This window comes from Burkholderia sp. AU15512 (genome assembly GCF_002223325.1).
GTDB lineage: Bacteria > Pseudomonadota > Gammaproteobacteria > Burkholderiales > Burkholderiaceae > Burkholderia.
The window spans coordinates 1,503,472-1,523,182 of record NZ_NKEX01000006.1 but is presented as its reverse complement, the minus strand read 5'-3'; the positions used below and the strand labels follow the sequence as shown (position 1 = coordinate 1,523,182).

The 19,711-nt window shown below is 68.0% G+C and carries 18 protein-coding genes and 1 pseudogene; 13 read left to right on the top strand and 6 right to left on the bottom strand.

Annotated elements, in window-relative coordinates; genetic code table 11:
- Nucleotides 1-13: 13 nt before the first annotated feature.
- On the bottom strand, nt 14-1,285 hold the full coding sequence (locus tag CFB43_RS26155; RefSeq protein WP_089497173.1) for an MFS transporter: 1,272 nt from the start codon (nt 1,283-1,285) through the stop codon (nt 14-16).
- Nucleotides 1,286-1,753: 468 nt separating this feature from the next.
- On the opposite strand from CFB43_RS26155, the gene CFB43_RS26150 reads away from it, so the two are divergent.
- From CFB43_RS26150 to CFB43_RS26115, 8 genes are all read left to right on the top strand, one after another.
- Nucleotides 1,754-2,698 (top strand): MurR/RpiR family transcriptional regulator, encoded by a 945-nt coding sequence (locus CFB43_RS26150; protein WP_089497172.1) that lies wholly within the window; start codon nt 1,754-1,756, stop codon nt 2,696-2,698.
- A complete protein-coding gene (locus CFB43_RS26145) occupies nt 2,695-3,696 on the top strand; it encodes an isoaspartyl peptidase/L-asparaginase family protein (RefSeq protein ID WP_089497171.1) in 1,002 nt (333 codons plus the stop codon). The genes CFB43_RS26150 and CFB43_RS26145 overlap by 4 nt, the downstream gene beginning before the upstream one ends.
- A 29-nt stretch (nt 3,697-3,725) precedes the next feature.
- Complete coding sequence (locus CFB43_RS26140; protein WP_089497170.1) at nt 3,726-5,633, top strand: dipeptide ABC transporter ATP-binding protein; 1,908 nt, start codon at nt 3,726-3,728, stop codon at nt 5,631-5,633.
- A gap of 95 nt (nt 5,634-5,728) precedes the next feature.
- On the top strand, nt 5,729-7,291 hold the full coding sequence (gsiB, locus tag CFB43_RS26135; protein WP_089497169.1) for a glutathione ABC transporter substrate-binding protein GsiB: 1,563 nt from the start codon (nt 5,729-5,731) through the stop codon (nt 7,289-7,291).
- Between the two features lie 79 nt (nt 7,292-7,370).
- Nucleotides 7,371-8,291 carry a glutathione ABC transporter permease GsiC gene (gene gsiC, locus CFB43_RS26130; RefSeq protein ID WP_085037810.1) on the top strand — a complete coding sequence of 307 codons (921 nt, stop codon included), beginning with the start codon at nt 7,371-7,373 and terminating at the stop codon, nt 8,289-8,291.
- Nucleotides 8,292-8,298: 7 nt separating this feature from the next.
- A complete protein-coding gene (gsiD, locus tag CFB43_RS26125; protein WP_089497168.1) occupies nt 8,299-9,192 on the top strand; it encodes a glutathione ABC transporter permease GsiD in 894 nt (297 codons plus the stop codon).
- Complete coding sequence (locus CFB43_RS26120; protein ID WP_089497167.1) at nt 9,192-10,274, top strand: DmpA family aminopeptidase; 1,083 nt, start codon at nt 9,192-9,194, stop codon at nt 10,272-10,274. Before gsiD ends, CFB43_RS26120 begins: the two co-directional genes overlap by 1 nt.
- Nucleotides 10,271-11,098 (top strand): M55 family metallopeptidase, encoded by an 828-nt coding sequence (locus CFB43_RS26115; protein WP_089497166.1) that lies wholly within the window; start codon nt 10,271-10,273, stop codon nt 11,096-11,098. The genes CFB43_RS26120 and CFB43_RS26115 overlap by 4 nt, the downstream gene beginning before the upstream one ends.
- Nucleotides 11,099-11,136: 38 nt before the next feature.
- Here CFB43_RS26115 and CFB43_RS26110 read toward each other — a convergent pair.
- Nucleotides 11,137-11,914: pseudogene (locus CFB43_RS26110) on the bottom strand (alpha/beta fold hydrolase).
- A 142-nt stretch (nt 11,915-12,056) separates the two neighbouring features.
- On the opposite strand from CFB43_RS26110, the gene CFB43_RS26105 reads away from it, so the two are divergent.
- Complete coding sequence (locus tag CFB43_RS26105; RefSeq protein ID WP_089497165.1) at nt 12,057-12,779, top strand: AraC family transcriptional regulator; 723 nt, start codon at nt 12,057-12,059, stop codon at nt 12,777-12,779.
- 457 nt (nt 12,780-13,236) lie between these two features.
- Here CFB43_RS26105 and pcaG read toward each other — a convergent pair whose 3' ends face one another.
- From pcaG to CFB43_RS26090, 3 genes are all read right to left on the bottom strand, one after another.
- Complete coding sequence (pcaG, locus tag CFB43_RS26100) at nt 13,237-13,830, bottom strand: protocatechuate 3,4-dioxygenase subunit alpha (protein WP_089442670.1); 594 nt, start codon at nt 13,828-13,830, stop codon at nt 13,237-13,239.
- Nucleotides 13,831-13,833: 3 nt separating this feature from the next.
- Nucleotides 13,834-14,541, bottom strand: coding sequence for a protocatechuate 3,4-dioxygenase subunit beta (gene pcaH / locus CFB43_RS26095; protein ID WP_059683235.1), 708 nt, complete (start codon nt 14,539-14,541; stop codon nt 13,834-13,836).
- Nucleotides 14,542-14,815: 274 nt separating this feature from the next.
- A complete protein-coding gene (locus tag CFB43_RS26090; RefSeq protein WP_089497164.1) occupies nt 14,816-15,382 on the bottom strand; it encodes a YiiX/YebB-like N1pC/P60 family cysteine hydrolase in 567 nt (188 codons plus the stop codon).
- A 120-nt stretch (nt 15,383-15,502) separates the two neighbouring features.
- Here CFB43_RS26090 and CFB43_RS26085 point away from each other — a divergent pair, with 120 nt between their 5' ends.
- The 4 genes from CFB43_RS26085 to CFB43_RS26070 all read left to right on the top strand — a co-directional run bounded on the left by CFB43_RS26085 (nt 15,503) and on the right by CFB43_RS26070 (nt 18,150).
- Nucleotides 15,503-16,240 carry a helix-turn-helix domain-containing protein gene (locus CFB43_RS26085; protein WP_089497163.1) on the top strand — a complete coding sequence of 246 codons (738 nt, stop codon included), beginning with the start codon at nt 15,503-15,505 and terminating at the stop codon, nt 16,238-16,240.
- Between the two features lie 84 nt (nt 16,241-16,324).
- A complete protein-coding gene (pcaQ, locus tag CFB43_RS26080) occupies nt 16,325-17,311 on the top strand; it encodes a pca operon transcription factor PcaQ (RefSeq protein ID WP_089497162.1) in 987 nt (328 codons plus the stop codon).
- Between the two features lie 110 nt (nt 17,312-17,421).
- Nucleotides 17,422-17,781, top strand: a complete 360-nt coding sequence (locus CFB43_RS26075) for a type II toxin-antitoxin system RelE/ParE family toxin (protein ID WP_089497161.1) — start codon at nt 17,422-17,424, stop codon at nt 17,779-17,781.
- Nucleotides 17,782-17,853: 72 nt separating this feature from the next.
- Nucleotides 17,854-18,150 (top strand): XRE family transcriptional regulator, encoded by a 297-nt coding sequence (locus CFB43_RS26070; RefSeq protein ID WP_011658604.1) that lies wholly within the window; start codon nt 17,854-17,856, stop codon nt 18,148-18,150.
- A 151-nt stretch (nt 18,151-18,301) separates the two neighbouring features.
- Here the strand turns inward: CFB43_RS26070 and CFB43_RS26065 are convergent, their stop codons facing one another.
- Nucleotides 18,302-19,576: an APC family permease gene (locus CFB43_RS26065; protein ID WP_089497160.1), complete on the bottom strand. Its 1,275-nt coding sequence runs from the start codon at nt 19,574-19,576 to the stop codon at nt 18,302-18,304.
- Between the last annotated feature and the right edge of the window lie 135 nt (nt 19,577-19,711).

The following is a 19,711-nucleotide window of genomic DNA, read 5'->3' as shown; positions in this document are numbered from 1 at the left end:
GTAAGGGCGAAGGTCAGGCGTGCCGGGCGAGCAGGCGTTCCTGCTTCGACTGCCCGCGAATCAGCACCGCGAGCAGCGTGACGCCGATGATGTCGAACAGGCCGAGGCACGCGAACAGCGGCGCATAGCCGATCTTGTCGGCGAGCGCGCCGACCAGCAGCGAGAAGCCGAGCCCGCCGATCCACGCGGCCATTCCGGCGAAGCCGCTCGCGGTGCCGACTTCCTCGGGATCGAACACGTCGGCCGACAGCGTGTTGACGAGTGCGGAGATCATCTGGTGCGCGAAGCCGCCGACGCAGAACAGCGCGATGGCCATGTACGGCGACGCGACGAGCCCGATCATCGCGGGGCCGAGCATCAGCACCGCGCCGAGCGCGACGCCGGCAACGCGCGACCACACGAGCGGCAGCTCGAACCGCTTCGCGAGATACGGCGACAGGTAGCCGCCCGCGATGCCGCCGAGGTCGGCCGCGAGAAACGGCATCCACGCGAAGATCGCGATCTGCTTGAGTTCCATGTGGCGCTCGGTCGCGAGATACAGCGGAATCCAGAAGCTGAAGGTCTGCCACGCGGGCTCGGCGAAGAAGCGCGGCAGCGCGATGGCCCAGAAGCGCCGCGCGGTGACGACGTCGCGAATGCGGCGCTTCGACACGGGCGGCATCGTCGCCTGGCCGTCGCGGATCAGCGCGCGCTCCTGTGGCGTGATGCGCGGATGATCGGCCGGCGACCGGTACTGCGCGTACCAGAGCGCGGCCCACACGAAGCCGAGCGCGCCGGTGGCCATGAACGCGGCCTGCCAGCCGAACCGCATCGACAGGAACACGACGAGCGGCGGCGCGATCGCGGCGCCGAGCGACGTGCCCGCATTGAAATAGCCGACCGCGACGGATTTCTCGCGATCGGGAAACCATTCGGCGACCGCCTTCATCCCGGACGGAATCGCGGCGGCTTCGAACAGCCCGAGAAAGCCGCGCAGGATGCCGAGCGACAGCCAGCCCGACGCGAAGCCGTGCGCGACGCCGACGATCGACCACAGCATCGCGAACAGCGCGAACCCGAGCCGTAGCCCGATCAGGTCGACGACGAAGCCGCACACGGGCTGCATGATCGTGTAGCCGATCTGGAACGCGCCGACGATGTACGAATACTGCTGCGTCGAGATCGAAAAGACCTGCTTCAGCTCGGGGGCGAGCACCGCGAGGGAGTTCCGTGCGAGGTAGTTGAGGATCGTGCCGAGACATACGAGCACGATGATCCACCAGCGCAACGCCTTGACTGTCTTCACTGCTGTCTCCTGTCAGAGGGGCGGGCGCACAGCGCCCGCCGATCCGTAAGGGCCATCCGCCCGGGATGGCTTATTCGTTTTATTCGTACGATGTCCGATCTTGATGGGCGCGGGTCATGCCGCCTTATATCGAAAATACGGTATTCGAACGAACATTTTGTCGTCATCGAGTTGCGATGTTATCTGACGACTGATCATTTTCGAGCATCCTATGTTCGAATTCGAATCCGGTCAACGTGAAAATGCATTCGAACGAACTTGCTCGGGGTTTTCCCGAGGAGCACGGCCACGCGGCATGCGTGGCAACGCACGGCGATCGCGCGCGAAGGCCCGTGCGGCGGGGCTGTGCGCGCATCGGGTGATCGAACGGCATGGGGGCGGGACGTGACAACCCTGATGAAAATTTATTTCTTTTCGAGACGGGAGTTGTGTAAATTCATTTTCATCATCCTTGCAACAACCCTTCGCATGACGCCTCTCGTTCCGCCCGACGCCAGTCGCGACGAACCCGCCATCGCCGAGCGGATCGCGTCGGCAATGCCGTTGATGACGCCGATCCACCGCCGCATGGGCGAGTTCGTGCTCGCGAATCCGTTCCGCGCGGCGACGATGCGCATCGACGAACTCGCGCAGGCCGTGAATGCGTCGATCGCGACCGCGAACCGCTTCGCGAAGGCGCTCGGTTTCGATGGCTATCCGGCGATGCGCGCGGCGCTCGTGCGTGGCTTCGAGGCGACGCTCGGGCCGGTCGAGCGGCTGCGTTCCGCGCAGGAGCAGGAGCCGGGCGTGCGCGGCGCCGCGTGGATCGACGCGGTATTCGACCAGGCCGTCGCGAACATCGAGAACACGCGTGCGCAACTGGACGCAGCCGATGTCGAGGCCGCGGTCGAGGCGATCGTCGGCGCGCGGCGCGTGCTGATTCTCGGCGCGGGGTCGAGCGCGTTTCTCACCGGGCTGATGGAGCACGGGCTGTCCGTCTGTCACGACAACGTGCAGTCGCTCGCGCTGCTCGGCGGCCCGTCGCACGCGGCGCGGCGGCTGTATACGGCCGACTCGCGCGATCTCGTGATCGCGCTCGCGTTTCCGCGCTACGTGAAGGACACGATCGAACTCGCCCGTCGCGCGGCGGCGCGCGGGGCACGCGTGCTGGGTATCTCCGACGGCCCGCAATCGCCGCTTGCGCCGATCGCGTCGCTGAACCTGTACGTCAAGGCCGAGCGGCGATTCGCGGCGACGTCGGAAGCGGCCGTGCTCGCGATGATCGAGGCGCTGATCGACGCGGTCGCGCTGCGCACGCACCGGTCCGCGAAATCCGCGGCCGAGATGACCGAATTCCTGCTGCCGTGGCTCATCCAGCCGCAAGCGACGCCACCGGCCGCCAACCCTTCTACTCACCGTCCGAAAAAAACATGACTTCACCCGCGATCGTGGCGATTCACGGCGGCGCAGGCACGATCCTGCGCGAAGCGATGGATTCCGACACCGAACGTCAGTACCGTGCCGAACTGACCGCCATCCTGACGGCCGCGCAGCAAGTGCTGGCCGATGGCGGCAGCGCGCTCGACGCCGTCACCGTCGCGGTGCGGATGCTCGAGGATTGTCCGCTGTTCAACGCTGGGCGCGGCGCCGTCTATACGGCCGAGGGCAAGCATGAACTCGACGCGGCGGTGATGGATGGCGCGACGCTCGGCGCCGGCGCGATCTGCTGCGCGACGCGTGTGCGCAATCCGGTGCTGGCCGCGCGGCGCGTGATGGAAGCCAGCGAGCACGTGCTGTTCGCCGGTGACGGCGCCGATGCGTTCGCGGCCGCGCAGGGGCTCGAACTCGCGGAACCGGGTTACTTCCACACCGAGGCGCGTCACGCGCAGTGGGTCAAGGCGCGCGCAGCGGCGGGCGCCATGCTCGACCACGACGCGGCGACGTTCACGTTCGGCGCATCACAGCAGCTGCAGCAACCGGCCGAACCGCTCGACCCGGACCGCAAGCACGGCACGGTCGGCGCGGTCGCATGCGACCAGCACGGCCACATCGCGGCCGCGACGTCGACGGGCGGCATCACGAACAAGCAGCCGGGGCGTGTCGGCGATTCGCCGATCATCGGCGCGGGCTGCTATGCGGACGACGCGACCTGCGCCGTATCCGCGACGGGCACCGGCGAGATGTTCATCCGGCTCGCGACCGCGCATGACGTGGCCGCGCAGATCGCGTATCGCGGCGCATCGCTCGCCGAGGCCGCGCACGACGTCGTGATGAACAAGCTGCCGCGCCTCGCGGGCCGCGGCGGGATCATCGCGGTCGATGCGCAGGGCAACGTCGCGATGCCGTTCAACACCGAAGGGATGTACCGCGGCTATGCGCGCGTCGGCGAAGCGCCGGTGGTCGGCATCTATCGCGACGACGACACGGCCTGATCCCGGCCCGCACGAGGAGGAGACCCACGATGACTTCGAGCCGTAACCCGTCCGGCCTGGTGCTGCCCGAGCAGCGCGTGGTGGCCGTCGACGACCTGTCGGTCACGTTCCGCCGCGAAGGCGCGACGTTCGACGCGGTACGCAACGTGTCGTTTCACGTCGATCGCGGCGAGACGCTCGCGATCGTCGGCGAATCGGGCTCGGGCAAGTCGGTCACGTCGCTCGCGCTGATGCGGCTCGTCGAGCACGGCGGCGGCGCGATCACGAACGGCCGGATCGCGTTCCGCCGGCGCGGCGGCGCGATCGTCGATCTCGCGCAGGCCAGCGGCGCGACGATGCGCGGCATTCGCGGCGCGGACATCGCGATGATCTTCCAGGAGCCGATGACGTCGCTGAACCCGGTGTTCACGGTCGGCGACCAGATCAGCGAGGCGATCGCGCTGCACCAGTCGAAAAGCCTGTCGGAAGCGCGCGCGGAAACGCTGCGGCTGCTCGAACTCGTGCGCATTCCGGAGGCGCGCCGCGTGTTCGCGCGCTATCCGCACCAGTTGTCGGGCGGGATGCGGCAGCGGGTGATGATCGCGATGGCGCTGTCGTGCCGGCCGTCGCTGCTGATCGCCGACGAGCCGACGACCGCGCTCGACGTGACGATCCAGGCGCAGATCCTGCAACTGGTGCGCGGGCTGCAGGACGAGATGAACATGGGCGTGATCTTCATCACGCACGACATGGGCGTGGTGGCCGAAGTGGCCGACCGCGTGCTCGTGATGTATCGCGGCGAGAAGGTCGAGGAGGGCGAATCGGATCGCATTTTCGCGGCGCCTGAGCATCGCTACACGCGTGCGCTGCTCGCGGCCGTGCCGAAACTCGGCTCGATGCAGGGCACCGATGCACCCGAGAAATTCCCGCTGCTGAAGGTGGAGGGCGCGAGTGCGGCAACCCCGGCGGCGTCGCCCGCCCCCGCGGCGAACGACGATGTGCAGCCGCCCGTCGACCCGTCCGCGTCGCCGATCCTGCGCGTGCGCGATCTCGTGACGCGCTTCCCGGTGAAGAGCGGCGTGTTCGGCCGCGTGTCGCAATACGTGCACGCGGTGGAACGGGTGAGCTTCGAACTGCGCGCGGGCGAGACGCTCGCGCTGGTCGGCGAATCGGGCTGCGGCAAGTCGACCACCGGCCGCTCGCTGCTGCGCCTCGTCGAATCGCAGAGCGGCTCGATCGAATTCGACGGCCGCGACATCAGTGCGCTGAAGGGCCCGGACCTGCAGGCGCTGCGCCGGAACATCCAGTTCATCTTCCAGGATCCGTTCGCGTCGCTGAACCCGCGCCTGACCGTCGGCTTCTCGATCATGGAGCCGCTGCTCGTGCACGGCGTCGCGAGCGGCCGCGAAGCGCAGGCGCGCGTCGACTGGTTGCTCGACAAGGTCGGCCTGCCGCCCGAGGCCGCGCGCCGCTATCCGCACGAATTCTCGGGCGGCCAGCGCCAGCGGATCGCGATCGCGCGCGCGCTCGCGCTGAACCCGAAGGTCGTGATCGCCGACGAATCGGTGTCGGCGCTCGACGTGTCGGTGCAGGCGCAGATCGTCAACCTGATGCTCGACCTGCAGCGCGAGCTCGGCGTCGCGTACCTGTTCATCTCGCACGACATGGCGGTGGTCGAGCGCATCAGCCATCGCGTCGCGGTGATGTATCTCGGCCAGATCATCGAGATCGGCCCGCGCCGCGCGGTGTTCGAGGCGCCGCAGCACCCGTACACGAAGAAGCTGATGAGCGCGGTGCCGGTGGCCGATCCGGCGCGCCGGCATGCGCCGCGCCAGCTGGCGGCCGACGAAATCCCGAGCCCGATCCGCGCGGTCGGCGACGACCCGGTCGTCGCACCGCTCGTCGCGGTCGGCCCCGATCATTACGTCGCGACGCATCGCGTCGGCGGCGCGTACTGAAGCAATGCGTCGCCATGGCGATGCGCGAGCGTGCAGGAAGTCGAAACCGAAACGCCCGTGAGGCGTCACCGATTCACCGATAGGAGCCCAGCAACATGACCAAGCAGCATCCGTTCCCGATGTTTCGTCCGCGCGCGTGTTTCGTCGCGCTTGCCGGCGCGTTCGCGCTGTCGGCCGCGGTGCCCGCGTTCGCGCAGCAGACCGCGGTGATGGCGGTGGATTCGACGTTCACGACGATGGACCCGTACGACGCGAACGACACGGTGTCGCAGGCCGTCGTCAAGTCGTTCTACCAGGGCCTGTTCGGCTTCGACAAGGACATGAAGCTCGTCAACGTGCTGGCGACGAGCTACGACGCGAGCCCCGATGCGAAGGTCTACACGATCAAGCTGCGCCAGGGCGTGAAGTTCCACGACGGCACCGATTTCAACGCGGCGGCCGTGAAGGCGAACTTCGACCGCGTGACCGATCCGGCGAACCACCTGAAGCGCTACAACATGTTCCGCGTGATCGAGAAGACCGAAGTGGTCGATCCGTACACGGTGAAGATCACGCTGCGCGAGCCGTTCTCGGCGCTGATCAACACGTTCGCGCACCCGTCGGCCGTGATGATCTCGCCGGCCGCGCTGAAGAAGTGGGGCCGCGACATCGCGCTGCATCCGGTCGGCACCGGCCCGTTCGAGTTCGTCGAATGGAAGCAGACCGACGACTTGAAGGTGAAGAAGTTCACCGGCTACTGGAAGAAGGGCTATCCGAAGATCGACGCGATCGACTGGAAGCCGGTGGTCGACAACAACACGCGTGCCGCGCTGATCAAGACGGGCGAAGCCGATTTCGCGTTCCGCATCCCGTTCGAGCAGGCGGTCGACCTGAAGGGCAACCCGAAGGTCGACATCGTGGAGCGGCCGTCGATCGTGCAGCGCTACGTGTCGCTGAACATGCTGCAGAAGCCGTTCGACAACCCGAAGGTGCGCCAGGCGCTGAACTACGCGGTGAACAAGGAAGCGCTCGCGAAGGTCGCGTTCTCCGGCTTCGCGACGCCGTCCACCGGCGTGGTGCCGCAGGGTGTCGACTACGCGACGAAGCTGGGCCCGTGGCCGTACGACCCGGCGAAGGCGCGCGCGCTGCTGAAGGAGGCCGGCTATCCGAACGGCTTCGAGACGACGCTGTGGTCCGCGTATAACAACTCGACATCGCAGAAGGCGATCCAGTTCGTGCAGCAGCAGCTCGCGCAGGTCGGCGTGAAGGTGCAGGTGCAGGCGCTGGAGGCCGGCGAGCGCGTCGCGAAGGTCGAGAGCGCGCCGGATCCGGCGAAGGCGCCGGTGCGGATGTACTACATCGGCTGGTCGTCGTCGACGGGTGAAGCGAACTGGGCGATCACGCCGCTGCTCGCCGGCGCGTCGGCGCCGCCGAAGCTCGTCAACACCGCGTACTACAAGAACGACACGGTCGACGGCGATCTGACGAAGGCGCTCGAGACGGTCGATCGCGCGAAGAAGACCGACCTCTACGCCGATGCGCAGAAGCAGATCTGGACCGATGCGCCGTGGATCTTCCTCGTCCAGGAGAAGATCGTGTATGCGCGCAGCAAGCGGCTGCAGGGTGCGTACGTGATGCCGGACGGCTCGTTCAACTTCGACGAAATCTCGCTGAAATGACAGTGGTGATGACGGCGGTTCGTCCGCCATGCGGTGCCGGCGGCGCGAGCCGCCGGCACGCTGATTCGATCGGTGCCCCATGCTGAATTTTCTCGTCAAACGCCTGTTCGGCCTGCTGCCCACGCTCGCGATCGTCGCGGTGCTGGTGTTCCTGTTCGTTCACCTGCTGCCGGGCGACCCGGCGCGGCTCGCGGCCGGCCCCGAAGCCGACGACGCGACGGTCGCGCTCGTGCGTGCCGATCTCGGGCTCGACCGGCCGCTGCCCGCGCAGTTCGTGAACTTCTTCACGAAGATCGCGCACGGCGACTTCGGCATGTCGACGCGCAGCAAGCGGCCGGTCTCGACCGAGATCGGCGAGCGCTTCATGCCGACGCTGATGCTGACGCTCGTCAGCATGGTGTGGGCGACGGCCTTCGGGATGGCGATCGGCATCGCGTCGGCGGTATGGCGCAACCGCTGGCCGGATCGCCTCGGCATGACGCTCGCGGTGTCGGGCATCTCGTTTCCCGCGTTCGCGCTCGGCATGCTGCTGATGGAAGTCTTCTCGGTGAAGCTCGGCTGGCTGCCGGTCGTGCCGGACGGTTCGTGGAAAAGCTACGTGCTGCCGTCGCTGACGCTCGGCGCCGCGGTCGCGGCCGTGATGGCGCGCTTCACGCGCGCGTCGTTCGTCGAGGTGCTGAACGAGGATTTCGTGCGCACCGCGCGTGCGAAAGGCGTGCACGAGCCGATGGTGGTGCTCAAGCACTGCCTGCGCAACGCGATGATCCCGGTCGTCACGATGATGGGGCTGCAGTTCGGCTTCCTGCTCGGCGGCTCGATCGTCGTCGAGGTCGTGTTCAACTGGCCGGGGCTCGGCCGCCTGCTCGTCGACGCGGTGACGATGCGCGACTACCCGGTGATCCAGGCGATCGTGTTGCTGTTTTCGCTCGAGTTCATCCTGATCAACCTGACCGTCGACGTGCTGTACGCGGTCATCAACCCGACCATCCGGTTCAAGTGAGGCGCGCATGAACGCGACAGTCCAGACCGCGGCGCCGGCCGCACCCGCCGCGATCCGCACGCCATGGCGCGAATTCTGGCGCAAGTTCCGCAAGCAGACCGTCGCGCTCGTCGCGGGCGGCTTCGTGCTGGCGCTCGTCGTGCTGGCGTTCGTCGGCCCGCACATCGTGCCGTTCGATCCGGAGAACTATTTCGACTACGACGCGCTGAACGCGGGGCCGTCGGCCGTGCACTGGTTCGGCGTCGATTCGCTCGGCCGCGACATCTTCAGCCGGATCATCGCGGGCACGCGTATCTCGCTCGCGGCCGGCTTCTTCTCGGTTGCGCTCGGTGCGGTGATCGGCACGATCTTCGGGCTGCTCGCCGGCTACTACGAAGGCTGGTGGGACCGCATCACGATGCGCGTGGCCGACGTGCTGTTCGCGTTCCCGGGCATCCTGCTCGCGATCGGCGTGGTCGCGATCCTCGGCAACGGGATGGTCAACGTGATCTGCGCGGTCGCGATCTTCAGCATCCCGGCGTTCGCGCGGCTCGTGCGCGGCAACACGCTGATGCTCAAGCACATGACCTACGTCGAGGCCGCGCGCAGCATCGGCGCGTCGGACTGGACGATCATCATGCGGCACATCCTGCCGGGCACCGTATCGTCGGTCGTCGTCTACTTCACGATGCGGATCGGCACGTCGATCATCACGGCCGCGAGCCTGTCGTTCCTCGGGCTCGGCGCGCAACCGCCCACACCGGAGTGGGGCGCGATGCTCAACGAGGCGCGCGCGGACATGGTGACGGCGCCGCACATCGCGATCTTCCCGAGCCTGGCGATCTTCCTGACCGTGCTCGCGTTCAACCTGCTCGGCGACGGGCTGCGCGACGCGCTCGATCCGAAGCTGGAGCGCCGCTGATGCGCCATGCACCGATGTGGACGGCGACGCTGCCGTCCGGGCCGCGCGGCACGATCGCCGACGTGCCGGGCGTGACGGTCGGCCATTGCACGCTCGACGCAGGCAACGTGCAGACGGGCGTGACCGTCGTGAAGCCGCATCCGGGCGACGTGTACCGCAGCAAGGTGCCGGCGGGGGCGGCGGTGATCAACGGCTTCGGCAAGAGTGTCGGGCTCGTGCAGGTCGACGAGCTCGGCACGCTCGAGACGCCGATCGCGCTCACCAATACGTTCGGCGTCGGCGCGCTCGCGCAGGCGCAGATTCGTGCGGCGATCGCGGCGAATCCGCAGGTCGGCCGCGACTGGTCGACCGTCAACCCGCTCGTGTTCGAGTGCAACGACGGCTATCTGAACGATATCCAGGCGTTCGCGGTCACGCCCGCGCATTACGACGACGCGTGCCGCGCGGCATCGCGTGACGTCGCACGCGGCGCGGTGGGCGCGGGGCGCGGGATGTCGAGCTTCGACCTGAAGGGCGGGATCGGTTCGGCATCGCGCGTCGCCGTCGCGGCGGGGCGGCCCTATACGGTCGGCGCGCTCGTGCTCGCGAATTTCGGCCGGCTGCCGATGCTGACGCTCGGCGGCGTGCCGGTCGGACGCATCGTCGCGCAACGGCGTGCGGCCGAGGCCGCGCATGCGGCGCCGCCGGAGCAAGGATCGATCATCCTGCTGCTGGCGACCGACGCGCCGCTCGATGCGCGGCAACTGTCGCGGCTCGCGCGCCGCGCCGGGGCGGGGCTGGCCCGCACCGGCTCGGTCTACGGGCACGGCAGCGGCGACATCGCGCTCGCCTTCTCCACGGCCTACACGATCGCGCACGACGCATCGACCCTCGCGCTGCCGGCCCTCGTCGCCGATGCGGCGCTCGATCCGTTGTTCATGGCCGCGGCCGAAAGCGTCGAGCATGCGATCGCCGACGCGCTGCTGCAGGCCGTGACGGTGGCCGGGCGCGACGGCCACGTGCGGCAATCGCTGCGCGATGCGGTGCCCGATCTCGATCGCCTGTTCAACGAAGGCCACGAAGGACGTCTTACCCAGTCATGAAGATCCTGATTTCGACCGACATCGAAGGCGTCGCCGGCGTATTCGCCATCGAGCAGACGCGCGCCGGCAATCCGGAATACGAGCGCGCGCGCCGCTGGATGACCGCCGAGGCGAACGCGGCGATCGAAGGCGCGTTCATGGGCGGTGCGCAGGTGGTGTGGGTCAACGATTCGCACGGCGGTTTCCGCAACCTGCTGCCCGACGGGCTCGATGCGCGTGCGCGTGTCGTCCTCGGCAAGCCGCGCACGCTCGGGATGATGACGGGCGTCGAGCAGCAGCCCGATCTCGTGTTCATGATCGGCTATCACGCGAAATCGCAGACGCGCGGCGTGCTCGCGCACACGATCAACAGCTTTGCGTTCACGCAGGTCTGGCTGAACGGCGTCGAACTCGGTGAAGCCGGGCTGTACGGTGCGCTGGCGCGCGAATACGGCGCGCACGTCGCGCTGGCCACGGGCGACGACGTGTTCGCGGCGGAAACGCAGCCGCTGTTCCCGGATGCGCATTTCGAGACGGTCAAGACGGCCGGCGGCGCGTCGAGCGGCGATACGCTCACGCCTGCTGCGTCATGTGCGCGGATCGCCACGGCTGCGCGCGAAGCGGTTGCGCGCGCATTGTCGGCAGGCGTGCGCGCCGGCGCCCATCGGCCCGCGCCGGCCGCGTGCACGCTGCGCGTGCAGACGGCGGCGCTGGCCGACCTGTTCTGCGTGCTGCCGTCGCTGGAGCGCGTCGATGCGGTGACGCTGCGCTTCGACGGACCTTCGGTCGAGCATGTGGTGCGCACGCTGAACAGCTTGTCGGCGATGTCGTTCATGCTGCGGTGATGCGCATGACCGCCACGCCCGTTGCGCGCCGCGCGTCGTCAGGAGTTGCCGACGGGGTTCGCCGTCACGGCGAGCAGGAACGCTTCCATCGCGGCGACCAGCGCGAGCGGCGTCTCGTTCATCGGGTAGTGGCCCGCATTGCGCAGCACGTCGACGGTGGCGAGCGGATAACGCCGCAGGTAGGTGCGGGCCATCAGTGCCGCGTCGAACGCCGGATCGTGCTCGCCGATCAGCACTTTCACCGGATGGATGCCGGCGATCTCGTCGCCGAAATCCGTATCGGCCCACGCGCGGAAGTACGCGCCGAACGCCGACGACGAAGAACGGGCTGCCGAATACGCCGCTTTCCACTCGACCCAGGCGGCGGGCAGGCGGCCGCCGGTGCTGCGATCGATGATGGTTCGGCGATCGGCGACGTGGTCGGCGGCGCGCTCGAATAGTGCTCGTTTCTCCGCGTCGAACGGCAGGCCGCCGCACGGCACGGGCGTGATCGGTACCAGCGCGCACACGCCCGGGCGCGATGACGGCGATTTTCTCGGCCGCCATCGCGCCCATCGAATGGCCGACGATGCTGAAGGTCGCGAAATCGAGCGTATCGGCCAGCGCGAGCGCGTCGGCGGCGATCTCGTCGATCGTGAAGTGGCCCACCGCGTCGCGCATGCGGCCGTAGCCTCGGTAGTCCATGAATACATAGCTGAAGTGCTGGCGTGACAGCCACGCTTCGACGGGTTCGAACGCGTGGGCGTCGCCGAACCAGCCGGGCAGTACAAGAACAGGGTGGGGGCCGTCCCCCACGCGATGAAACGTATTCGGCATGTCCGCTCCGATGCAGTGGTAATCCGGCCGATCAGGCCGACGGGTCTTGCGGCCGTCAGGTCGCGCAAGGGTGGAGCGGATCGTAGATCGCGCGAAGGAGACCCGCCTTCGATATCGGGTCATTGATGATGGAATTCGGGCCGTGAGAAATACGCTGCTAGATCCCTACGAAAACATTCCCCGGAGCGTGGTGGTGACCGCGAACGACTATGCGGCGGGCACGACGTTTCCGGAACACGCGCACGGGCGCTGGCTGGTGCCGCCGCAGCGCGCATGCTGGGTGCCGGCCGGCGTGCGGCACGAAATGACGATGACCGGACCGGTCACGATGCTCAACACGTTCGTGTCCGGCGCCGCCGCGCAGGAGGCGGGCCTGCCCGAACAGTGCGGTGTGTATGGCGTTTCGGCGCTGCTGCGGCAACTGATCGACGATGCGATCGACTTGCCGGCCCTGTACGACGTCGACGGGCGCGCGGGCAAGCTGATGGCGCTGCTGGTCGCGGAAATCGCGACGATGCCGCGCCTGTCGCTGCATGCGCCGCTGCCGGCCGACGCGCGGCTGGCGAAGGTGTGCCGGCACCTGCTTGCTTCGCCGTCGATCGCGGCCGATCTCGACCAGGTCGCCGCGGACGCGGGCTTGAGCCGCCGCACGTTCACGCGGCAGTTCCGGGCGCAGACGGGCGTGAGTTTTGCTGTATGGCGCCAGCAGGTGTGCATGCTCGCGGCGATCGCGCGCCTGAGCGACGGGCAGCCGGTGACGCGGGTCGCGCTCGATCTCGGGTATGCGAGCGCCAGCGCGTTCACGTCGGCGTTTCGCCGCATTCTGGGCGATACGCCGAGCCGCTATCTGGAGATTCGGCGCTGACCGGAACGAAGTGGCGCATGCCACGTCGGCGTGCCGGTTGCCGCAAAAAAAACGCGCCTGCCAACTTCGGTCAGACGCGTTTCAAGGCACTCGGTCAGAAAAAATGCGCGCACGGCCTGCCGGGCGGTGTCGCGCATGACATGCGTAATTGTTTCCTGTTCCGATTCAATCTCATTGAAGCGTTGCGGATAGCGAAGAATACGCTACGTAACGCGCAAACGATATCGTGTCGGACGAACGACTTGTGTGCTCTCGCAGCATGCGCTTCAACCGTGCGTTCGATGCGGGGGCGGAAGTCCCGTGGCAAGGCCGTCGGCACCCGTGACGCGGCGCGATGCACTGCAGCATCGAATGATGACGACGGACCAGGAAAAACGCCGCGTGGCGCGATGCCTGTCGGTATCGCGCCACGCGGCGGTGCGGTAGCGGGCGAAGCCGGCGTGCACCGGCCCGCGCGTCACACGTCGAAGAACACGGTTTCGTCCGGCCCCTGCATGCGGATGTCGAAGCGGTAGACGACCGGGCGGCCCGGCTGCGCATCGCGTTTCGCGACGAGCGTCGCGCGGCGTTCGGCCGGCACGGCGTTCAGCACAGGGTCGGCTGCGTTCGCGGCGGCTTCGTCGTCGAAATACACGCGCGTGAATGCGTGGGTGAGGATCCCGCGCATCATCACGGTCACGTTGATGTGCGGCGCTTCGCCGGCGGCGACGCGGCCCGGCTTCACCGTCTCGACGACGAAGCGCTGCTGCGCATCGGTGCCGGTGCCGACCCGCGCGAAGCCCGTGAAGCCGGATTTCGCGATGTCGTCGCGCGACGCGGGGTAGCGGCCCGCGCTGTCCACCTGCGTGAATTCGAGCACCGCGTCGCCGACGACGTTGCCGTCACCGTCGAACACCTGGCCGACCAGCAGCACGTGCTCGCCTTCGGCGTGTGCCGCGGCGATCGTCGGCGTGAACAGGCTCTTCAGGTCGTAGTCGTATTGCTGCGGGCACAGGCCGTACGCGAAGTACGGGCCGACCGTCTGCGAAGGGGTTTGCTTCAGCGTCGTCATGGTTCAGCGCTCCATCGGGGTAGCGTCGCGGCCGCGCAGCACGATGTCGAATTCGTAGCCGAGCGCATAGCCTTCTTCGGTGATGTCCATCGAGAAGCGCGAGATCAGGCGATCGCGCGCGGCCTCGGGCGTGCCCTGGAAGATCGGGTCGTACGCGAGCAGCGGGTCGCCGGGGAAGTACATCTGCGTGACGAGACGCGAGCCGAAATAATCGCCGAACAGCGAGAAGTGGATGTGATTCGGGCGCCACGCGTTCGGATGGTTGCCCCACGGGTATGCGCCGGGCTTGATCGTCAGGAAGCGGTAGCGGCCTTCGTCGTCGGTCAGGCAGCGACCGGCGCCGAGGAAGTTCGGGTCGAGCGGCGCGTCGTGCTGGTCGACCTTGTGCACGTAGCGGCCGGCAGCGTTTGCCTGCCACACCTCGACGAGCGTGTTGCGCACGGGCTTGCCGCCTTCGTCGAGCACGCGGCCCGTGACGACCATGCGCTCGCCGAGCGGCTCGCCGTTCTTCACGGCGTTCTTCGTCAGGTCATGGTCGAGTGCGCCGAGATCTTCGGCGCCGTAGACGGGTGCGTACTGGTCGCGGAGCTTCTCCTTCAGCGGGATCAGCGGGCGCGTCGGGCCGCGCTTCACCGACGAACGGTACTCGGGGTGGATATAGGCCGGATGCGACGGCCAGTCGCGCGGCGTGAGGATCGTGGGGGAATCCATCGGGGCGTCTCCTGATAGGTCTTTCGCGAAGTGGATGGCACGACTTTAGCCAATCCGGAAAGTTATGCAAAATGACCTTTTTTCGCGAATCGCATAACCGTTCGTTATGTCCGATGCGCCAATGAAAATTCCGCCGGACAGGCATCCTGTCCGGCGGAAAAAGCGATCGGGCTTCGCGTCGTCGGTGACGACCCCGTGCACGGCCCTCCAGCCAGCCCGTCGCCGCTTTTTTGTGTTGTCGTTCTTGTTGTTATCCGGTCTCCCTGAGCGCCTGTTATGACGGGCGGCCGGGATCGAACACGATCCCGTCGAATTCGAGTGACAGCACGCCGCTGCGCAGCAGTGCGGCCGGCGTCGCATCCCGGTCGGCACCGAGCACGTCGCTCACGTAGCGCGCGCAGAACCCGCGCCGCGTCCGCAGGTTGAAGCGGTTGCCGAGCAGGGCGTCGATCCGTTGTTCGGCCGTTGCGTGCACCTGGCGCTGCGCATCGGCGCTCGGCGCCGCGACGCGACGGGCCAGCGCGATGCGTCCGCCGTCGGTGCGGGCGACGAAGCGCGACAGCGGCGTGAGCTTCGTCCACGCCCACGCGGATTCGGCGATCACGGGCTCGTCGCCCGACGTGTCGACGACGATGCCGAAGCGATTGGCCCACGCACCCGTCGCGCCTGCCGCGTCGCGCGGCGCGTTCGCCGGCACGCGGATGAACACGAGATCCCCAACGTGCGCGCTGGCGGCCAGCGTGCGGACCGTGGCGAGCGGCATCGTGCGATCCGTGTCGCGGGCATCGCGCGGGGCGGGGTGATGCGATTCGTAGGCAGCGGTGTCGGTTCGGGTGGTCATGTCGGCTCCGTCGTTCAGTGACAGCACGGAGCGGATTATGCAGACAAGTATCCGAATGTGTTCATCGTCGCGCGCAGGTAGCCTAATATCTGACCTCGAGCATCACTTTTCGATACCAAAATGACCGAAACCGCCCAACTCATCGACATGCTGAAGCGCCAGCTGAAGGCGCAGGGCATGACCTACCGCGACGTCGCGCGTGCGCTCGACGTTTCCGAGACCAGCGTGAAGCGGCTGTTCGCCAGCGGCCGCTTCACGCTGGAGCGCGTCGTGGAGATCTCCCAGCTGCTCGGCTATACGCTGGCCGAGCTCGTGCAGGAGGCGTCCGTGTCGGCGCCGAGGCTGCACGTGCTGACCGAGCAGCAGGAGGCGCTGCTCGTGTCGGACGACAAGCTGCTGCTGGTCGCCGTCTGCGCGATCAACTACTGGACCGTGCAGGACATCGTGTCGGCCTATCAGGTGACGAAGGCCGAGTGCGTGAAATACCTGTTGATGCTCGACCGGATGAACGTCGTCGCGCTGTTGCCGGGCGACCGGATTCGCGTGCGCGTCGCGCGCGATTTCGACTGGCTGCCGGGCGGGCCGATCCGCCGTTACTTCCATGCGCACGCGCTCGGCGATTTCCTCGACAGCCGCTTCGACGGCGAAGGCGAGACGATGACGTTCTCGCAGGGGATGCTGACGGAGGCCGCTTCCGCCGAGCTCGAACTGGAATTGCGCCGGCTGCGCAGCAAGGCGGCCGCGCTGCATGCGGAATCGTCGTCGGCCCCGCTCGCGCAGAAGCGCGGCACCAGCTTGCTGATCGCGAAGCGGATGTGGGAGCCGGCCGGCTTCCAGGCACTGCGGCGCAACGCGTGACGCGTGACGTATCGTCGAGCGCTTGGGACTATCCGGAAAGTTATGCAAAATGGCATTTCATCGTCAATCGCATAACCACCCGTTATGAATAACCGTATCGCCGACGGCCGCGTCAAGTTTCGGCACCTGCAGTGCTTTCTCGCGGTCGCCCAGCTGGGCGGCGTGCAGAAGGCAGCCGAAAGCCTGTCGATCACGCAGCCGGCCGTATCGAAAACGATCGCCGAGCTGGAGGCGATCCTCGGCGTGAAGCTGTTCGAGCGCGGCCGGCAGGGCGCGCAGCCGACCCGTGAGGCGCAACTGTTCATGCCGCATGCGAACGCGTGCGTGCTGGCGTTGCGGCAAGGTGTCGGGCTGCTCGCGCGCGAAGGCGGGGCCGCCGCGGCGACGCTGGAAATCGGCATGCTGCCGACCGTCGCGGCATCGCTCGCGCCCGCATTGATGAAGGCGCTCGCGGTGCGCTGGCCGCGCGTCGTCGTGCGGATCGCGACGGCCGCGAACGCCGATCTGCTCGAGCGCCTGAAGTCCGGCGCGATCGAGTGCGCGATCGGGCGGCTGTCGGAGCCGGAGCGGATGATCGGGCTCGCGTTCGAGCAGTTGTACAACGAGCCGCTCGTCGCCGTCGTGCGCGCCGGGCATCCGCTGCTCTCGAATGCGGCGCCGGCGGCCGAGCTTGCGCGCTATCCGGTCGTGCTGCCGCCGTTCGGCACGCTGATCCGCCAGTCGGCCGAGCAGCTGCTTGGTGCTTGCGGCGTGCCGCCGCTGGATGCGTTCATCGAGGTGTTGTCGGTATCGGTCGCGCGTGCGCTGACGCTCGAAAACGACGCGGTCTGGTTCGTGCCGCTCTATGCGGCCGAATACGACCTGTCGGCCGGGGCGCTGGCACGCTTGCCGCTGCCTTCGGCAGGTACCGACGAGCCGGTCGGGCTGGTGCTGCGCACCGATGCGCAGCCGTCGCCGGTCGCGCGGACGCTGATCGATGCCGTGCGCGACATCGCACGGTCGCGGTTCGGCGAGACGCGTGAACGGGGGGCGTCTCGCGCGGCGCGCAAGCCGGCTCGTCGCGACGATTGAGCCGGCGGACCGCCCGCCGTTCCCGGCTGCCGGATTGGCCATCCGGTCAGTAGCCGGCTGCGGGGTGCTTGGCATATCGTACCGATTTTGGTACGATTGGTGTCAAGACGATGACGAGACAGCAGATCCAGGTCACGCTCGGCGTGCGGTTCTTCCAGACGGCCCGTGGCAACGAGCCGGTGTGCGAATGGCTGAAGGCGCTCGGGCAAGCGGAGCGAAGGGCGATCGGCGAAGAGATCAAGACCGTTCAACTCGGCTGGCCGCTCGGCATGCCGCTGGTTCGGAAGATGGCGCAGGATCTGTGGGAGATCCGCGTGATGTTGCCGGGGCGAAACGCCCGCGTGCTGTTTACGGTCGTCGGCGACACGATGGTCCTGCTGCACGGCTTCTTCAAGCAGTCGCGGGCCACGCCGTCGGACGATCTCGATGTCACCGTCGCGCGCCTGAAAGCGCTGAGGCGCGCCATCTGAATTCCCCGGTTGCGCCGGAACGCGCCGTCTTCGACGGTCAGGCCGCCGGCAACGCCATGTACTGGAGTACCCATGACGACCACGAACAATCCGCATATCGGCAGCGATTTCGATACCTTCCTCGAGGAGGACGGCAATCTCGAAGCGGCCACCGCCACCGCGATCAAGCGCGTGATCGCGTGGCAGATCGGGCAGGAAATGAAGGCGCAGCACATCACGAAAACCGCGATGGCCGCACGGATGAAAACCAGCCGCGCCGCGCTCAACCGTCTGCTCGACGAAACCGACACGAGCCTCACGCTGGCGACGCTCGCGAGCGCGGCCACCGCGCTCGGCAAACGGCTCAGCTTCGAGCTGGTGCCTGCCTGACGGGCGCGAAGCAGCGGCGGACGGCCGAGGCTGCGCCCCTACGCATGATGCGCGCGGCGGCGTGGCCGGCAATCCGGCCAGCGGGTCGGCGATGATCAGCTCGCGCGTCGCCGCCAGCAGGCGCGTGCCGGCCCGCGCGCAGGTGGCCGGGTCACTGGCGCGGCCCGGCCACCTGCAGATAGAGCAGCGCACCGCCCGCGAGCAGCAGCGGGCACAGGATGTACCAGCCGGTCGTCAGGAACAGCGCGGCCACCGCGACCAGCGAAATCCATGCGCAACGGTGTGCGATGCAGCCGCGCGGCAGCAGTTTCAGCGCGGCGGCCGCACCGAGCCCGTACACCATCACGAAGCACCCGGAGGTGACGAGCACGAGCGGTTTCGGCCCGACGTCCGACAGCGTCGTCGCAGCGAGTGCGACCACGGCGAGCAGGGCGATCACGCCGAGGCTGCGGCGCGGGACGCCGCCGACCTGGCTGCCTTGCGCGAGCCACGCGGGCAATGCGCCGTCGCGCCCGAGCGCCGCGCCGAGCTTCGCCGCGCCCGCGAAATACGCGTTCATCGTACCGAGCGTGAGCAGTACTGCGGCTGCGGCGGCGAGCACCTGCGCATGGCCGCCGATGCCGCCCGCGATCAGTTCGGCGAGCGGCGCACCTGTTCCGCCCGCGGACGGCCCGAGCACCGTCACGCTCGCGGCAGCAACCGACAGATACAGAAACCCGACCACCACGACCGCGATTCCCGCCGAGCGCGGCATGTCGTGCGCGGGCCGGCGGAATTCGGCCGCGAGATGCGTGATCGCTTCCCAGCCGGCGAAACTCCACACGAGCAGCGCGGCAGCCTGGCCGACCGCGAGCCAGCCGTGCGGCGCGAACGGATGCAGGTTCGCGGTGCGTGCGTGCGGCGCGGAGGCGAGCACCGCGGCGAGCAGCAGCGTGACGAGCAGTGCCGACAGCACGAGCTGCATGCGGCCCGAAACCGTGACGCCGAATGCATTCGCGGCCGACACGGTCGCGATCAGCGCGGCAGCGGTGACGATGACCGTGGTGTGCCCGCCGCCCGTGACGGCCGCGACGTAGGCGCCGCCGAACATGGCGGCGGCCGGTGCGCCGGCCGGTACCGCGAAGTAGAAGCACCATCCGACGATCGCCGCGGCTTTCGGCCCGAATGCGCGCCGCGCATAGGTCGATACGCCGCCTGCGTCGGGATAGCGCGCGCCGAGTGCGGCGAAGGTGGCCGCGAGCGGCCCGGACAGCACGACCAACGCCGCCCAGGCGAGTAGCGAGGCGGGCCCCGCCACTTCGGCGGCCAGTGCGGGCAGCGCGATCACGCCGGTGCCGAGCACCGCGCCGATATAGAGCGCGGCGCCCTGGAAAATCGTCAGCGAGCCCGCGTGATGAGCGGCGGGCGATTCGACATGCGAGGGCATGGACGGCAGTCTCCGGAAGTCTTGTTGTGTTCGAGCGCGGGCGCTCGCGCGGAAAATCGTTCGATGCTACCCGAACGACGGCGGCAGCGCGGCCCGGCGATCAGTAGTCCGTGCGGTATCGCGTGTCAGCCGATG

Bases quoted from the DNA above. Each gene is read 5' to 3' on its own strand.
- CFB43_RS26150 (WP_089497172.1), top strand. From the start codon at position 1,754: ATGACGCCTCTCGTTCCGCCCGACGCCAGTCGCGACGAACCCGCCATC.
- CFB43_RS26145 (WP_089497171.1), top strand. From the start codon at position 2,695: ATGACTTCACCCGCGATCGTGGCGATTCACGGCGGCGCAGGCACGATC.
- CFB43_RS26140 (WP_089497170.1), top strand. From the start codon at position 3,726: ATGACTTCGAGCCGTAACCCGTCCGGCCTGGTGCTGCCCGAGCAGCGC.
- gsiB (WP_089497169.1), top strand. From the start codon at position 5,729: ATGACCAAGCAGCATCCGTTCCCGATGTTTCGTCCGCGCGCGTGTTTC.
- gsiC (WP_085037810.1), top strand. From the start codon at position 7,371: ATGCTGAATTTTCTCGTCAAACGCCTGTTCGGCCTGCTGCCCACGCTC.
- gsiD (WP_089497168.1), top strand. From the start codon at position 8,299: ATGAACGCGACAGTCCAGACCGCGGCGCCGGCCGCACCCGCCGCGATC.
- CFB43_RS26120 (WP_089497167.1), top strand. From the start codon at position 9,192: ATGCGCCATGCACCGATGTGGACGGCGACGCTGCCGTCCGGGCCGCGC.
- CFB43_RS26115 (WP_089497166.1), top strand. From the start codon at position 10,271: ATGAAGATCCTGATTTCGACCGACATCGAAGGCGTCGCCGGCGTATTC.
- pcaG (WP_089442670.1), bottom strand. From the start codon at position 13,830: ATGACGACGCTGAAGCAAACCCCTTCGCAGACGGTCGGCCCGTACTTC.
- pcaH (WP_059683235.1), bottom strand. From the start codon at position 14,541: ATGGATTCCCCCACGATCCTCACGCCGCGCGACTGGCCGTCGCATCCG.
- CFB43_RS26090 (WP_089497164.1), bottom strand. From the start codon at position 15,382: ATGACCACCCGAACCGACACCGCTGCCTACGAATCGCATCACCCCGCC.
- CFB43_RS26085 (WP_089497163.1), top strand. From the start codon at position 15,503: ATGACCGAAACCGCCCAACTCATCGACATGCTGAAGCGCCAGCTGAAG.
- pcaQ (WP_089497162.1), top strand. From the start codon at position 16,325: ATGAATAACCGTATCGCCGACGGCCGCGTCAAGTTTCGGCACCTGCAG.
- CFB43_RS26075 (WP_089497161.1), top strand. From the start codon at position 17,422: ATGACGAGACAGCAGATCCAGGTCACGCTCGGCGTGCGGTTCTTCCAG.
- CFB43_RS26070 (WP_011658604.1), top strand. From the start codon at position 17,854: ATGACGACCACGAACAATCCGCATATCGGCAGCGATTTCGATACCTTC.
- CFB43_RS26065 (WP_089497160.1), bottom strand. From the start codon at position 19,576: ATGCCCTCGCATGTCGAATCGCCCGCCGCTCATCACGCGGGCTCGCTG.